This window comes from Caballeronia calidae, assembly GCF_900044055.2.
In the GTDB taxonomy this organism is placed as follows: domain Bacteria; phylum Pseudomonadota; class Gammaproteobacteria; order Burkholderiales; family Burkholderiaceae; genus Caballeronia; species Caballeronia calidae.
The window spans coordinates 22,337-37,906 of the sequence record NZ_FCOX02000050.1 but is presented as its reverse complement, the minus strand read 5'-3'; the positions used below and the strand labels follow the sequence as shown (position 1 = coordinate 37,906).

Sequence of the window (15,570 nt, the reverse complement as noted above, 5' to 3'; positions counted from 1 at the left end):
ACAGGCTCCCTTTTATTACGCGCCCGACGCGGCCGATGCCGGCTGGGCACCGCTCGCGTTCGCCGGAGCGGATGCGGCGGGTGCGCCCGATGCGGCGCCCGCCGCCTGCGCGTCCGAGGCGGGATACGGGAATTTCGCGGCCACCGGCTTCACCTGCATGCCGGGCTTCGCCTTGTCGACACCGTTCACGATCACGCGATCGCCCGCGTTCAGGCCGCCGTCGACCACCCAGTTGTTGCCGAAGGTGCCGCCCGTGACGAGCTGGCGCAATTCGACCTTGTCGTCCTTGTTGACGACGAGTGCCGTCGGCTGGCCCTTCTGGTCGTGCGTGATGCCGATCTGCGGCACGACCAGCGCGTGATCGTTCACGCCTTCCTGGATGCGCGCGCGCACGAACATGCCCGGCAGCAGCACGCGGTCCTTGTTCTGGAAGATCGCGCGCACGGTCACGGAGCCGGTGCTCTGGTCGACGCTCACGTCGGAGAACTGCAGCTTGCCCTGCTCCGTGTAGGTGCGGCCGTCTTCGAGCACGAGCGAGACCTTCGCGGCATGGATGCCTTCGGTCTGCAGGCGGCCTTCCTGGATCTGCCTGCGCAGCTTGAGACCTTCGACGCTCGACTGCGTGAGATCGACGTAGATCGGATCGAGCTGCTGCACGGTCGTGAGCAGCGTCGCGGCGCTCGCCTGCACATAGGCGCCCGGCGTGACCTGCGACAGACCCGTGCGGCCCGTGATCGGCGAGACGACGTCGGTGTAGCCGAGGTTGATCTGCGCGGTATCGACCGATGCCTTGCCCGCGGCGACGTCCGCCACGGCCTGGCCTTGCGCGGCCAGGGCGTTGTCGTAGTCCTGCTTCGACACGGCGTTGGCCGCGACGAGGATCTTGTAGCGCGACACGAGCGCGTTCTGCGACGCGACGTTCGCCTGCGCCTTCGCGAGCGACGCCTTCGCGTTGTTCAGCGCGGCGATGTACGGCGCCGGGTCGATCTTGTAGAGCCGCTGACCGGCCTTGACCTCGGAGCCTTCGGTGAATTCACGGCGCAGCACGATGCCGTCCACCCGCGCGCGCACTTGCGCGACGAGATAGGCATTGGTGCGGCCCGGCAAATCGACGACCACCGGCACGCTCGTGGGCTGCACGGTGACGATGCCCACTTCGGGCGTTTGCGGCGGAGGTGCTGATTGTTTTTGCCCGCACGCTGCCACGAAAACGGCAGCCGTCGCGGCGGTGATTAAGCGGAGTGGAACCCGTTCGACGCGCATGGAGCGACCTCTGTCTAAGACTGAGAGTGAAGTGGGTGCGCGGCGGCCTTCCCCGGGCCATGCCGCGCACGAGCGCCGTTAAGACGCTGACCGACAAACCGACTGTTCGACGAGTGACCTTTCCGCCAGCCGAGGGCCGGCGTTGCATGCCCGTGCGAGGCGCTCAGAAGCGCCGGCGCTTGACCAGAGGACGGTCAGAACGGGCAATCGGATCGAAAGCTTACGTGAAGTCTGCTCGTCGACTCAATTTGTCGAAATTTGTTAACGGGTGGTATTGTATATACATTCACGAATGAATGTAAAAAACTGTACGTGTTTGTCCCGATTGGTGGCGCGAAAAAAACCGCTCCGGGGAATCGATTACGTTCGACGGATCTTCGACAAGGACGTGTGCAGCGCGTCCGTTCAACGGCAGCAGCAGGAGCAGACGGCCACAGGCCGCACGATATGGTCAGACGAACCAAGGAAGAGGCGCAGGCGACGCGCAACCGGCTACTCGACGCGGCCGAGCGCGTCTTCTATGAGAAAGGGGTATCGCGCACGACGCTGGCGGACATCGCCCAGGCCGCGGGCGTGACGCGCGGCGCGATCTACTGGCATTTCGCCAACAAGGGCGATCTGTTCAACGCGATGTTCGACCGCAGCCTGCTGCCGCTCGACGAACTCGTGGCAGCCACGCTCGACGGCAAGGAAGAAGATCCGCTGGCGCGCCTGCGCGAGCTGTTCGTCTGGTGCATGCGCAACATCACCACCGACGAGCAGCGCCGGCGCGTGTTCGACATTCTCTTCATGAAATGCGAGTTCGTGGAGGAGATGGGGCCGGTGCGCGAGCGGCATCAGAACAACATGCGCGACGGCATGGAGCGCATCGAGCGCGCGCTGCGCAACGCCGTCGAGAAAAAGCAGCTTCCGGAAACGCTCGATACGAACCGCGCGACGACCATGCTGCATTGCCTGTTCACTGGCATCCTGCACGATTCGCTGATGCTGCCGGACCTCGTCCATCCGGAGCGGGACGCCGAAGCGCTGATCGACGCGTGCTTCGACGCCCTGCGGTGCAGCGCCGCCCTGCTGTCACCGGCCAACGGCTGAATTCAAACCTCGCGCCCGCTGGTTCGACGCGTAGATGTTGTCGCGCGCGGGCGGCTCGCCGGATTGCAGCGCGGCGATCCATTCGTCCGTGCTCAGCACGGCGGCGAAGCGCGACTGCATCACCACCGTGAACACGCGGTGGATTTCCTCCGCGCTCGCCTTGCCCGCGCGGTTTTCGTAGGGCACGGCGCCCGTCGCGTCGACCAGAAACTCCACCGAAAGCCCCGCGTGCACTGCGTGCTTGACCGTGGAATCGTCGCAATTGTGGGTCATGTAGCCCGCGATCACGATCGTGTCGATGTCGTGCGCGGCGAGCCAGTCGGCGAGGTCGGTGCCCGCGAACGCGCTCGGCAGCGACTTCTCGACGTAATGCGCGCGCGGCCGCGATGCCACCGTTTCATGCAGCTCAGCCAGCGCCGAGCCGCGCGCGAAGATGGGCGCGGTCGCCGGCGCGAAATTCTGCACGACGACGACCGGCACGCCGTGCTTTTCGGCGGCATCCATCGCCCGGCCGATATGGGCGAGCGACGCGTTCACATCGGGATATTCGATCGGCAGGTTGCCGGTGACGTATTCGTTCTGCACGTCGATGACGATCAGGGCGCGGCGCGGCATGGTCAGCTCCTTGGGATGGTTGAGCCCATTGTCGCCGCGCCCGCGCGATGCCCAGAAGTGGCCCGATTGCCAACTTTCGCCAGAATCGGGCCAAAATACTCCCATTCGATGTTTGCCCGGAGCCGCGCCATGAATCGCCATTCGATCGCCGTCGTCGCGTTCGACCGCATCAGCCCGTTTCATCTCGCGGTGCCGTGCATCGTGTTCGGCGAGGATCGCGGCGAAATCGGCGTGCCGTCGTTCGATTTTCGCGTCTGCGCCGCCGAGCCGGACGCGCTCGCGACGTCGGCGGGATTCACAATCGCTGCGCAGCACTCGCTCGATGCGCTCGCTGCCGCCGACGTGATCATCGTGCCTTCGTGGCGCGATCCTGGCGAAACGCCGCCCGATGCGCTGCTCGACGCGTTGCGCGCGGCGCACGCACGGGGCGCGCAGGTCGTCGGCCTGTGCCTCGGCTCGTATGTGCTCGCGGCGGCGGGCCTGCTCGACGGCCGCGCCGCCACGACGCACTGGGCCTGGGCCGACGATTTCGCGCGCCGCTATCCGCGCGTGCGGCTCGATCCGAACGTGCTCTATATCGACGATGGAAACATCACGACGTCCGCCGGCACCGCGGCCGGACTCGATTGCTGCCTGCACGTGCTGCGCAAGCTGGCCGGATCGCACGCGGCGAATCAGGTCGCGCGGCGGCTCGTGGTGCCGCCGCATCGGCAAGGTTCGCAGGCGCAGTTCATCGACGAGCCGTTGCCCGCGCGCGCGAACGGCGAGCGGCTCGCCGGACTGCTCGACTGGATGCGCGCCAATCTGCAAACGGACCATTCACTCGATGCGCTCGCCGCGCGCATGGCGATGAGCCGACGCAACTTTACGCGGCGCTTTCGGGAAACGACGGGCACGACCGTCGGCGCTTGGATCATCGCGCAACGGGTCGCGTTCGCGCAGCGCTTGCTGGAGGACACCGATCTGCCGATCGACCGCATCGCGGAGCAAAGCGGCTTGCGCACCGGCGCGACGCTGCGCCAGCAATTCGCACAGACGCTGAAGACATCGCCATCGGCTTATCGGCGGGCGTTTCGCGGCGTGTAACGCGTCACTGCAAGCCCACGTGCTCCGCGAAGTACGCGAACAGCGCGACGCACACGAGCATCGCCGCCCAGGCCCAGCCGGGCAGACCGAGCGGATGCGGATCGTGCGAATGATCGGGATCGTGATGCGCGAAGCCGTGCCCGTGCAGACGATGCCGCAGCACGCCGCTCGCATGGGCATCGGCGGAGGGCGCGCGCATCGTCCCCGCGCGACGCGAAAACGCCGCCGACACCACGCTCGGCCGCAAGAACACATGCCGCCGCGCCGCGCCTTCGCCCGCGGCCCGCATCGACGGCAGACCGTGCTTCGCGCGCACCACTTCGCAGAACTCGGCGAAGAACTCGTCGGCGCCCTCGCGCAGCGCGTTTTCGATCTGCCGCGACGGCAGGCCGGCGAGCGGGCCCGATACTGTCGCCCAGACGGTGTATTCGATCCAGGTGGCGTCGCCGTCGTCGTCCGGATTCAGCGTGACGGCGATCTGCCCGCGCAGCGAACCGACGCCCTCGCCGCGCGCCTTGAAGCTCAGCGTGCGGGCGTAGACGGCATCGGCGGATTCCTCGCTTTCGCCCTCGGCATGCGCCGCCTGACGTGTGCGGCCCGCCGCGTGCGCGCGGATTTCATAGCGCGCCCGCAGCGCGCCGAGCGGCACGGTCAGCGTGAGGACATACTCGCCGCCCGGTGTCCGGATGAACGATTCGCAATTGTCGAGACTCGCGCGCAACAGCGCGAGATCGCCGAGCGCGTCCCGGACGTGCGCCGGGTCGAGCGGAATGCGCAACGCATCGGTGACTTCCATTCGAGCCTCCGGGACAAGGATCGCATGCGTTCGTTATGGCTCAACGGGTGGGCGGTGTCTGTTCGGATGCGCGCCTAGGACGTTTCGTCGATACGATCGACGCGCGACCGATAGAACGCGAGATAGCCCTTGACTTTGGCGGCGGCGTCGAGCGGCGCTTCGTAGCTCCACGCGGCGTTCTCGACCGGGCCGTCCTCGGTCAGCAGATGGTAATGCGTGGCCTGGCCCTTCATCGGGCAATGCGTGGTGTGGATCGAGCGCTCCAGGCGCGCCATGTTCACGTCGGCGCGCGGGAAGTAGTGCACTTTTTCCGCGCCCGCTTCAACGAGCGTCATGGCCGCGTGCGTATCCGCATAGGTGACCCCCTGATGGATGACGCGACAGCGCCGGCCGTTCGGCGTGATCTCGATGCGCTGCGCCGCTTCGTGCCCGTCGTTGAGTTCCGTGCCCATCCTGATGCGCCTCCTGCGTGCGAACCGACATCACATGAAAAAGCCACGAGTCACCGAGATACCCGTGGCTTAATTATGAGACAAGATTCCGATGCCGGGTGAGCGCTTTCGCTGCTTCAAAGCCGATATCTCTGGCGTTAACCGCTTCGACGCCTGCGCCTACTGAATGTTCCAGTGGAAGGCCGCTTTGGCCTTGCCCGGGCCCGCGACCGTCACCGCCTGTTTCTTTTCCTGATCCTTGTACTTCGCGTAGACCGTATAGCTGCCCGGCGGCAACTTGACAAGCATGTAAGGTCCCATCGATTCGGTCGACAGCACTTCGCCGCCCTTCCCGCCGACGATCCGCACATGCACGCCCGACAGATAATCGGCGGTCGGGCCCGTGAAGCGCAGCGACAGCGGCCACTGCGCCTGTTCCCGCAACAATGCGCGCGATTCGTCGAGCCCCACGCCGCCCGACGTGTAAGAGACGTCGCCTTGCTGCTGAATCTGCGGGAGGCCGCCGCCGTTGGTGTTGCCCGCGCTCGACATATCGGTGGCCGTGCCGCCCGACGCCTGCGCCCAGGCCCCGCCCGCCATACCCGCGCTCATCGCCGCAACGAGGACTGCGGTCGCCAGCTTGCCCGTGGTTCTGCTCGTCATGTTTTCTGCTCCTTTTTCCGATGCCGCCGTGCCGTCAGGCGCGCGCGGCGTCACGCCCGATGCGTCCGTTTCACGCGATGGGGCACCAGGGAACCACGGAGCATGGTTCGTGCCCGCATCGCGCGACGCGACGGGCGCCGTTCAGCCGAGATCGACCGGCACGAAGATCTGCGCGTCGTCGCGCTGGATCAGCAGCGCGATGCTGTCGCCCGCGCGCTGCACCATCGACTTCAATTGCTGCACGGACGTGACCGGCTGCCCGTTGACCGCGAGAATCACGTCGCCCGGCTGGATGCCAGCATTCGCCGCCGCGCCGTTCGACTGTTGCACGAGCAGGCCGCGCGAGAGCGAATCGTTCTGCTTCTCCTCCGGCGTGAGCGGGCGCACCGCGACGCCGAGCCGCGCGTCCTGCGCCGACGCGCCGTCATCGCCGCCCGTGTTCGCGCTCGCGGTCTTCGCGTCCTTCAGCGCGCCGATGGTCACGCTGAGATCCTTCGCGCCCTTGTCGCGCCACACCGTCACCTTCGCCGACGTGCCCGGCGAAAGGCTCGCGACCTGCGACGGCAGCGAGGTCGAATCCGTCACCGGCACGCCATTCAGCGCGGTGATCACGTCGCCCGGCTGCAGGCCTCCCTTCGCCGCGGGCCCGCCCGGCTCGACCGAGCTGACGAGCGCGCCTTGCGGCGACTTCATGCCGAATGAGTTGGCGAGCGTCTGGTTCATGCCCTGCACCGTGACGCCGAGCCGGCCGCGATCCACATGGCCCGTCTTGATGAGCGCGTCCTTGACCTTGATCGCCTCGTTGATCGGGATAGCGAACGAAAGTCCCTGGAAGCCGCCCGTCTGCGAGTAGATCATCGAGTTGATGCCGATGACTTCGCCTTGCAGATTGAAGAGCGGGCCGCCCGAGTTGCCGGGGTTCACGGGCACGTCGGTCTGGATGAACGGCGTGTAGTTCTCGTTGGGCAGCGCGCGCGACTTCGCGCTGATGATGCCCGAGGTCACGGTGTTGTCGAAGCCGTACGGCGAGCCGATCGCAACGACCCACTGGCCTACCTTGCTGCCGTTGGGATCGCCGATCTTCACGGTCGGCAGGTCCTTCGCGTCGATCTTCAGCACGGCGACATCGGACTGCTTGTCCGCGCCGATGACCTTCGCGCGGTACTCCCGCTTGTCGGTGAGCTTCACGGTGACGACATTGGCGTTGTCGACGACGTGCGCGTTCGTCAGGATGTAGCCGTCGCTGCTCACGACGAAGCCGGAGCCGAGACCTTCGCTCGGACGATCCGCGCGGGGGTCGCCATCGCCGCCGCCGAAGCCCGGCATGCCGCCGAAGCGCTTGAAGAACTGGTAGAAGGGATCGTCCGGGTCCATCGGCAACTGGTTCGGGCCGCGCCGGTTCGACGTTTGCTTGACGACGTGCTTCGCGCTGATGTTCACGACGGCCGGACCATAGGTCTCGACGAGACCGGAGAAATCGGGAATGCCTGTCTTGGCCGCTGCTTCGGCGGGCATCATCGCGGCCTGCGCGGGCGCAATGACCTGGGGCGCAGGCACGTTGTTATGTCCGGCCACGTAGCCCGCCGACAAGGCAACGGCAACGGCTGCCGCGACGGCGCTGCGGGTGAGGATCTTCGCTTTCATCGTGTGCTCCTGATAACGGGATGCGCTGCGTGGATGCGCTTTGCTGATGAACGAAGATTACGGTTCGTCGCTTAAATCTCTCTTAAAAAGCCGGCAGGACGCGCGCGGACGCAAAAAAGGGGGCTACCCTCACGGATAGCCGCCCTTGCATTACGCGCCTTGTTGTCTGAGCCGCTACGCTGCGTGCTCAGAACTCGTAGCCCACTTGCGCGCGGACGCCCGTGTCGCCATGCCCCGTCAGCGACAGCGCACCGTTCACCAGCCAGCGGCTGTCTCGCGAACGATAGGTGCCACCGACGCCCACCGCCGTATAGCCCTTGTAGTTCGCGACGCCTGCCGCGACCACCGTCTTGCCCGGCTCGCGCGGCGTGAGGTTCGGCATGGCCATCGCCGCGGCGACGCCGGCGAACGCTTCGCGGGCGACCGTGTTGACGCTGCTCTGCACCGCGTTCAGCTGATTCATGTTCGCCGCATCCGTGCCATTGACGCCCGCCGCGACGTTCGTCACGCGGCGCTCGTTGCCAGCCGAGCCCACCGACACGGTGTTGTCTTCCGACGCGACGGAACGATCGCCCAGCGCGACCGAATTCGCACCGGTCGCCTGCGCGCCGTTACCGAGGGCGGTCGAGTTCGCGCCGGTCGCCGCGGCGGGCGCGTCGTTCGCTTGTGAATCGATGAACGTCGCCCCGCCGATGGCGATGTTCGCCACGCGCTGATTCAGCACATCGACCTGCTGGTTCGTCGCGTAAAGCTGCGAGCCGTTGACCGCGTCCGTGCTGGCCGCGCTGAGCTCGCCCGCCGCCACGCCCGTGACCTGGCGTGCACCTGTCGTGCCCGTCACGTCGACGACCGTGCCGTCCGTGTCCTTTGCCACGGTGATGGTGCGCGACGTCGGATTCTGCTGTACGAGGCCGATGGTGCCGTTGCTGATGTTGGTCGTGAGGTCGTTGACTGCGGCGTAAAGCTGCGAGCCGTTGATCGCTTCGGTGCTCGTTGCCGAGATATCGCCGGCGGCGAGGCCGCTGATCTTGTTGCCCAGCATGTCGACGTACTGATGCATCTGGATGCTGGTGCCTGCCGTGATGCCGACCACACCGCTGCCCATATCGATCTGGCTCGTGGGCGTGACGTTGTCGTCGGTGATCTTCACGAAGTTCGTGCTACCCGGAGAACAGCCGTTCGATCCGGGAAGCCCCGTGTTTGCGCCGGTAAGGGAAAGGGCATTGCTGAACCCGCTGGTATCACAGACGACTACCACCGGCGCCGCCGCCAATGCGCCCGTGCTGCCCGACATAGCCGCCGCGGCGGCGATCAAGGCGGCCAGCGCGCGCCACCTACGCTTCGCCGGGACCCGTTGCGCAAAACCCGTCCTCCGGACTCCATCCCTCAAGTTCATCACCATGCCGATTTATCCGATTCATAGAAGTAAGAATGTCGGAGATTAATCAGCGATCCTGCGCAAATGTAGGCGAGGTTTCCTAAAAAACAAAATCAATCAAATCAATTACTTGACTTTCATAAAACAAACAAACATCGGTCCACTAATAAGATTTTCTCGAAGACTTTGATCAATCTATTCCACGATCAGGCAACGTTTTCGCTGCCAACATCAAAACCGCACAGTCACTTTCAATCCACCCGTCTGCGATTCCCCGAGCGCAACCGAAACGCCATGCTGAACCGCGATGCGCCGCACGATCGCGAGCCCGAGCCCGCTGCCCGCGACATCGGTGCGCGCGCGATCCGCGCCTTCTCCCACGCGATAGAAACGGTCGAACACGCGCTCGCGTTCTTCCGCGGGAATGCCCGGCCCGGTGTCGGCGATATCGACGACCGCGTGTCCATCGGCGAGCTTCAGACAGACGTCGACACGCCCGCCGCGCGGCGTGTATTTCGTCGCGTTGTCGATGAGATTGTTGAACATCACGCGCAGGGAATCGGGATCGCCGTTCACGGTCGCGGGCTCGCTCGCCTCGATGCCGAGATCGACTTCACGTTCCTGCGCCACGAGCACATAACCGCGCACGCAGCCTTCCAGCAGTTCGCTCAGATCGATCCGTGCTTCGACTGTCTTGCCATCCGGCTCCGATCGCGCGAGCGCGAGCAACTGCTCGGCAAGGCGCGTCGCGCGCGCGATGCCTTCGTGCAAGTCGTGGAGCGCCTCGCGGCGCGTGTCGTCATCCTGCGCGCGCGCGACGAGCTGCGCCTGAATCTGCACCGCGGCCAGAGGCGTGCGCAATTCGTGCGCGGCATCGGCGACGAAGGCCTTCTGCGTGTCGAGCGCCGCCGACAGCCGCGAAAGCAGCGCATTCAACGCGCGCACGACCGGCCGCACTTCCTGCGGCAGACGTTGATCGGAGAGCGGGTCGAGCGCCTCGGGATGGCGCGTGTCGAGCGCGCGCGTCACGCGCTGCAAAGGCGCGAGCCCGCGCCCGACGATCACCCAGATCGCGAGACCGAGCAGCGGCAGCAGCAGCACGAGGGGCCACAGCGTGCGCCACGCGACGCCCGCCGCGACGCGATTGCGGATCGACAGCGGCTGCGCGAGCTGCACGACGTTGTCGCCGACGATCGCGCTGTACACGCGCCATTCGCCGCGCGGCGTCATTTCGGTGGAGAAGCCGAGTTCAGCATGAGGTGCCAGCGGCACGCGCGGATGCGAGTAGTACATCAGCACGCCATTGCGATTCCAGATCTGGATGACGACGCCTTCATCGCTCTCGCTGCGCGAGCTCAGCACCGATGAAAACGGCTCCGAAGGCAGCGCCGCCGCGATCTGCTGAAGCTGGTAATCGAAGAGTTCGTTGGCTTCGGCGAGCGCCTGCCGATAGATGAGCCAGCCCGCGAAACCCACGCCGACGATCACCAGAGCAAGCAGCCAGATCACCAATTGCCGCCGGATCGACTGCATCAGGCGTCCTTGGCGACCATGTAGCCCAGGCCGCGCACGTTGCGGATGAGATCGGCGCCGAGCTTCTTTCTCAGCGAATGGATGTAGACCTCGACGGTGTTGCTGCCGATTTCCTCGCCCCAGCCGTAAATCTTCTCCTCGAGCTGGCTCTTCGACAGCACCGCGCCGGGCCGCGCCATCAACGCTTCGAGCAGCGCGAACTCGCGCGCCGACAGCGATACCGGCGCGCCCGCGAGCGTCACCTGATGGCCGACCGGATCGAGCGTGAGTTCGCCGTGCCGTACGAGCGATTCGCCGCGCCCCGCGTGACGGCGAATCAGCGCACGCATGCGCGCGCCGAGTTCGTCGAGATCGAAGGGCTTGACGAGATAATCGTCGGCGCCCGCATCGAGGCCCTTCACGCGATCCGCGATGGCGTCGCGCGCCGTGACGATCAGCACCGGCAGCGAGTTGGCCCGCGCGCGCAGCGTCTTCAGCACGTCGAGGCCGTCGCGCTTGGGCAGGCCGAGATCGAGCAGCATCATGTCGTAGGGCTCGCCGCCGACCGCCGTGAGCGCGGCCTCGCCGTCCTGCACCCAGTCGACTGCGAAGCCGTCGGCGCGCAGCGCCTTGCGCACGCCCTCGGCGATCATCCGGTCATCTTCGACAAGCAGGATTCGCATGGCACATGTCTGTTCGTGGTTACCGTGATTACCGTGGCTACAAAAGGCAGCTTTCGGGCCGCGATCCATTGTAGCGGCGCCTGCCCGCCACAGGCTTAAATAGGACTTAACCGCGCGGATCGTCCACTTTCAGAGGATAACGGCGTGACGCACGCCGCCCGCGCCCGCATCGCGTGACGAAGATTTGCCGCGCGTACGATTTCCGCAAGCCAGCTTGTCTACAATAGCCGCTTCCCACGCGGCGCGACGCGGCTCATTCCGCGCCGCCAGCCGTCATCCAGTCCAAAAACAACGCTCGTCCATGCCGCTCGCTTCCCGTTCCGTGTCCAGCCGTCTTTCTTCGTTTGCGCTCGTCGCAGCCCTTGCCTGCGCGGCGCTCGGCCACATGCCCGATGCCGAGGCGCGCGGCGGCACCAAGGCCGAATCGCAGGCGCAGCGGCCGGAGCATGCGGCGAAGGGCGGCGCGAAATCGAAGCGCGCCGCGAAGAACGAAGCAAAGCACGAAGCGAAGCACGAGGCGAAGGCCGCGAGGGCAAGCGTGCCCGCCGGCCCGCTGCCCGCTCCGGTGATGGCGGCGCTGGCGCGCGCGCATGTGCCGCTCTCGTCGATGAGCGTCGTCGTGCAGCGCATCGGCGCACCCGTGCCGCTCGTCTCGATCAACGCGAGCGAGCCGATGCTGCCCGCCTCGACGATGAAGCTCGTCACCACCTACGCGGGCCTCTCGATGCTCGGGCCGGACTATCGCTGGAAGACCACCGCCTATGCCGACGGCGATCTCGATGCGCAAGGCGTCCTGCACGGCAATCTGTACATTCAAGGCACGGGCGATCCGAAGCTCGTGCCGGAAGAGCTGATCGATCTCGTCAACCAGATCCGCAAGAGCGGCATCACCGCGATCGACGGCGCGCTCGTGCTCGACAAGCGCTATTTCGACGCCTCCACGCGCGATCTGCCCGCGTTCGACAACGACGACACCGCACCCTACAACGTCGGCCCGGACCCGCTGCTGTACGCGTTCAAGTCGCTGTCCTTCACGTTGACGCCGGGCGAGGACGGGCAGGTGTCCATCGACGTGCTGCCGCAGCTCGCGCAATTGCAGATCGACAACGAACTGCGCGTCACGCGCGGCGCGTGCACCGGCTCGCTGCAGGCCGCGTCGCCTTCCGTCGCGCAGACGCAGGGCGGCTTCGTGCAGGCCTCGTTCATCGGCGACTACCCGCTGCGCTGCGGCTCGCGCACGGTCAACGTCGCCGCGCTCGACCATTCGACGTTCTTTGCCGGCGGCTTTCTCGCGCTGTGGAAGCAGACGGGCGGCACGTTCCAGGGCGCGACGCGCGAAGGCGCGACGCCGTCGAACGCGCGGCTCGTCGGCACGCATCGCAGCCCGGTGCTGTCGGATGTCGTTCGCGACATCAACAAGTTCAGCAACAACGTGATGGCGCGCAACCTGTTCCTCACGATCGGCGCCGCGCAATCGAAGCCGCCCGCGACGACCGCGAAATCGGCGGCGGCGATCCAGGCGTTCCTCAAGCGCAGCGCCCTGCCGATGAACGGCCTCGCACTCGACAACGGCTCCGGCCTCTCGCGCGACGAAACCATCTCCGCGGCCTCGCTCGCCGATCTGCTGATGGCGGCGAACGCGAGCCCGGTGGCGCAGGTGTTCGTCGAGTCTCTGCCGGTCGCGGGCGTCGACGGCACCATGCGCAACCGTCTCACCAAAGCGGGCGCGCTCGGCAACGCGCACATCAAGACCGGCACGCTGCGCGACGTGCGCGCGATCGCGGGCTATGTCGGCGCGGCGAACGGCGAGAGCTATGTCGTCGTGAGCTTCATCAACGATCCGCGCGCCGAGGCCGCGCGCGCCGCGCACGATGCGCTCCTCGAATGGGTCTACGAGGGTGCGCGCCGGCCGGGCGCAGCGGAGTGACACGCGTCGCTCGCGGGCATGCGAGCCGGACGTGACCGAAGATTTCTTCTACGAAGTGACGCCCGGGAAGGTCCGGGCGCCGTGTACGCTGTCGGGCACGGCGCTCGGCCGGGTGCATCGCGCGACACGGTGGGCGTGCGGCATCGCTTAATATCGCAGGTACGCGGCGTGAAGACCGCAGACGGTCAGGCGCCGCAATCGAACTAGAAAACACCGAAGAACGGAGACGAGGTCATGAAGAAGCAACGCTCGATGCGCGCCGCCCTGGCGCGCTTTGCCCAAGTCGCGACGGCCGGCGCGGCCTTCGCCCTGCTCGCCGCGTGCGGCGGCGGTGACGACAACAATTCCACGCCGCCGGGCGGCGTCAAGCTGCAGGTGGTGTCGTTCGGCGACAGCCTTTCCGATGTCGGCACGTATGCGCCCGTTGCGGCGGCGAACTTCGGCGGCGGGCGCTTCACGACGAATCCGGGTCAGGTCTGGGTGCAGAACGTCGCGCAGTATTACGGCGACACGCTGACGCCGGCGATGACGGGCGGCTTCGGCGTGCCGCCCCAGACGCAGTCGGGGTTCGGATATGCGCAGGGTGGCGCGCTGGTGACGAATCCGATCGGCATCAACCACGTGTCGAACGATCCGGCGAATTATCAGGGCCCGCTCACGGTGCCGGTCGTGCAGCAGGTGAAGAACTATCTCGCCACGCATGGCAGCTTCAATTCAGGTCAGCTCGTGCTCGTCGGTGGCGGCGGGAACGATATCCTGTACAACTTGCTGGCAGTGCAGGCCGGCAAGCTGTCGCCGACGGATGCCGGTATCGCGATCGCGACCGCGGCCGGCCAGCTCGCCGGCATCGTCGGCACCATCCTGCAGAACGGCGCGACGCATGTGCTGGTATCGAATGTTCCGGACGTCAGCTTGACGCCGGAGGGCATGAGGAGCAGCGCAGCCGTGCGTGTGCAGATGCAGCAGGTTTCGAAACTGTTCAACGACACGCTCACCGGAAAACTGACGCAGCTCGGGCTGATATCGAAGGTAATCTTTCTGGATATCGCCACGCCGCTTGCCAACATCACGGCAAACTTCGCGCAGTACGGCTTCACGGTGTCGAACACAGGAACTGCGTGTAATCTGCAGGCGATGGCCGCGGCGGCGCAGAAATTCGGCGAGCCCAATCCGCAGAATTTCGCCACGTCGCTATTCTGCTCGCCGGAGACCTTGACCGTCGCAGGCGCAGATCAGACGTACATGTTCGCCGACACCCTGCATCCGACGACGCATCTCGGCGCGCTTTTCGCGCAGGCGGCGGAGCAGACGATTGCGAAGTCGGGGTTGGGGAAGTAAGCGGTTGGATTAGTGAGTAGTTAAAAACCGCCCGGTCGAGGAATCGCCGGGCGGTTTTTGTTTTTGACGGTTCCGCAGGTCTCTGCGCAACCGGCAATCACGCATCCGCCTCAAACGCCGCCGCCGCCCTTCCCAGCCGGTCATTCACCGCGATCCACTCGACCGTCTCCGGCAATTTCTCGATGAGAATCCGCTCCACGTTCGCCCGATCCAGCGCGCGCAGCAAACCATAAAGATCCCGCGCATAGCTCTGCGGATCTTCCGGCGCGGCAACGAAGTGAACATTCGCCGCGTGTGCCCACTCGCCCGCGCTCGAACTCCGGGCAACCAGCGCGATCTTCTTCCCGCTCGCCCGATCCTGACCGGAAAGAAGCGGCTCGATCGCCGCGAACGGCAACAGGGCAAGCGGCGTCCGCGGCGCGTAATGCGCCTTCAACGTGCCCGAAGCCCGCGGCGCCGTCGCATCCGAGCCGTCGGGCAAACGCGGCGCAGTACCGATCACATCCGCGATCTGCTGCGGACTCACATGCCCCGGCCGAAGCAGCGCCGGAAAGCCGCGCGACAAATCCAGAATCGTCGATTCGATGCCGACATCCGCCGCGCCGCCATCGAGCACATGCACCGCGTTGCCGAATTCCTCGCGCACGTGCTGCGCGGTCGTCGGACTCACATGACCGAAGCGATTGGCGGACGGCCCCGCCACCCCGCCCTGCTTGCCCGTCCGGAGACGCCGCGCGTGAAACGCCGACAACAACTGCTGCGCGACCGGATGCGACGGACACCGCACGCCCACCGAATCCTGTCCGCCGCTCACCGCCGCCGGAATATGCGCCGCGCGCTTCAGAATCAGCGTCAAAGGGCCGGGCCAGAACGCATCGATGAGCTTGCGCGCATCGACGGGCAGCTCGCGCACCCAGTAGCCCGGGTCAGCCTCCGGCGCGAGATGCACGATCACCGGATGATTCGCCGGCCGCCCCTTCGCCGCATAGATGCGCGCGATGGCGTCCGGGTTCTCGGCGTCGCCGCCGAGCCCGTAGACCGTCTCGGTCGGAAACGCGACGAGTTCGCCCGCATCGAGCAGGGCCGCGGCTTCGTCGATCTGCGCGGCGCTCGGAAAATGGATGGTCATTGCCTGGTGCTTC

The 15,570-nt window shown here is 66.2% G+C and carries 14 protein-coding genes and 1 pseudogene; 5 read left to right on the top strand and 10 right to left on the bottom strand.

Going from position 1 to position 15,570, the window contains the following annotated elements; translation table 11 throughout:
- Positions 1–15: 15 nt before the first annotated feature.
- Complete coding sequence (locus tag AWB78_RS31510; RefSeq protein WP_062610540.1) at positions 16–1,263, bottom strand: efflux RND transporter periplasmic adaptor subunit; 1,248 nt, start codon at positions 1,261–1,263, stop codon at positions 16–18.
- A 447-nt stretch (positions 1,264–1,710) separates the two neighbouring features.
- On the opposite strand from AWB78_RS31510, the gene AWB78_RS31505 reads away from it, so the two are divergent.
- Positions 1,711–2,355, top strand: coding sequence for a TetR family transcriptional regulator (locus tag AWB78_RS31505; RefSeq protein ID WP_062610539.1), 645 nt, complete (start codon positions 1,711–1,713; stop codon positions 2,353–2,355).
- On the opposite strand, the gene AWB78_RS31500 is transcribed toward AWB78_RS31505, so the two are convergent.
- Positions 2,338–2,970, bottom strand: coding sequence for a cysteine hydrolase family protein (locus AWB78_RS31500; protein ID WP_062610556.1), 633 nt, complete (start codon positions 2,968–2,970; stop codon positions 2,338–2,340). The two genes, AWB78_RS31505 and AWB78_RS31500, sit on opposite strands and share 18 nt — an antisense overlap.
- A gap of 129 nt (positions 2,971–3,099) precedes the next feature.
- Here AWB78_RS31500 and AWB78_RS31495 point away from each other — a divergent pair, with 129 nt between their 5' ends.
- A complete protein-coding gene (locus AWB78_RS31495; protein WP_232477951.1) occupies positions 3,100–4,056 on the top strand; it encodes a helix-turn-helix domain-containing protein in 957 nt (318 codons plus the stop codon).
- A gap of 4 nt (positions 4,057–4,060) precedes the next feature.
- On the opposite strand, the gene AWB78_RS31490 is transcribed toward AWB78_RS31495, so the two are convergent.
- The 5 genes and pseudogenes from AWB78_RS31490 to AWB78_RS31470 form a co-directional block, all read right to left on the bottom strand.
- Positions 4,061–4,852 carry an SRPBCC family protein gene (locus AWB78_RS31490; protein ID WP_062610537.1) on the bottom strand — a complete coding sequence of 264 codons (792 nt, stop codon included), beginning with the start codon at positions 4,850–4,852 and terminating at the stop codon, positions 4,061–4,063.
- A 74-nt stretch (positions 4,853–4,926) separates the two neighbouring features.
- Positions 4,927–5,304, bottom strand: a complete 378-nt coding sequence (locus tag AWB78_RS31485; RefSeq protein WP_062610536.1) for a DUF427 domain-containing protein — start codon at positions 5,302–5,304, stop codon at positions 4,927–4,929.
- Positions 5,305–5,463: 159 nt separating this feature from the next.
- On the bottom strand, positions 5,464–5,946 hold the full coding sequence (locus tag AWB78_RS31480) for a hypothetical protein (RefSeq protein WP_062610555.1): 483 nt from the start codon (positions 5,944–5,946) through the stop codon (positions 5,464–5,466).
- 141 nt (positions 5,947–6,087) lie between these two features.
- Positions 6,088–7,590, bottom strand: coding sequence for a DegQ family serine endoprotease (locus AWB78_RS31475; protein ID WP_062610535.1), 1,503 nt, complete (start codon positions 7,588–7,590; stop codon positions 6,088–6,090).
- 187 nt (positions 7,591–7,777) lie between these two features.
- Positions 7,778–8,617 (bottom strand): annotated as a pseudogene (locus tag AWB78_RS31470) (YadA family autotransporter adhesin); the annotation flags it as partial.
- Positions 8,618–8,708: 91 nt separating this feature from the next.
- Between AWB78_RS31470 and AWB78_RS47800 the strand changes: the two are divergent.
- Complete coding sequence (locus AWB78_RS47800) at positions 8,709–9,035, top strand: hypothetical protein (RefSeq protein ID WP_198399389.1); 327 nt, start codon at positions 8,709–8,711, stop codon at positions 9,033–9,035.
- Positions 9,036–9,199: 164 nt separating this feature from the next.
- Here AWB78_RS47800 and AWB78_RS31460 read toward each other — a convergent pair whose 3' ends face one another.
- Positions 9,200–10,501 (bottom strand): ATP-binding protein, encoded by a 1,302-nt coding sequence (locus AWB78_RS31460; protein WP_062610532.1) that lies wholly within the window; start codon positions 10,499–10,501, stop codon positions 9,200–9,202.
- Positions 10,501–11,163, bottom strand: a complete 663-nt coding sequence (locus tag AWB78_RS31455) for a response regulator (protein WP_062610531.1) — start codon at positions 11,161–11,163, stop codon at positions 10,501–10,503. Before AWB78_RS31455 ends, AWB78_RS31460 begins: the two co-directional genes overlap by 1 nt.
- 301 nt (positions 11,164–11,464) lie before the next feature.
- Here AWB78_RS31455 and dacB point away from each other — a divergent pair, with 301 nt between their 5' ends.
- Both dacB and AWB78_RS31440 read left to right on the top strand, forming a co-directional pair.
- Positions 11,465–13,090, top strand: coding sequence for a D-alanyl-D-alanine carboxypeptidase/D-alanyl-D-alanine endopeptidase (gene dacB, locus AWB78_RS31450; protein ID WP_062610530.1), 1,626 nt, complete (start codon positions 11,465–11,467; stop codon positions 13,088–13,090).
- A gap of 234 nt (positions 13,091–13,324) precedes the next feature.
- Complete coding sequence (locus tag AWB78_RS31440) at positions 13,325–14,428, top strand: SGNH/GDSL hydrolase family protein (RefSeq protein ID WP_062610528.1); 1,104 nt, start codon at positions 13,325–13,327, stop codon at positions 14,426–14,428.
- Positions 14,429–14,525: 97 nt separating this feature from the next.
- Here the strand turns inward: AWB78_RS31440 and AWB78_RS31435 are convergent, their stop codons facing one another.
- Positions 14,526–15,557, bottom strand: a complete 1,032-nt coding sequence (locus AWB78_RS31435) for an L-threonylcarbamoyladenylate synthase (RefSeq protein WP_062610527.1) — start codon at positions 15,555–15,557, stop codon at positions 14,526–14,528.
- Positions 15,558–15,570: the final 13 nt, after the last annotated feature.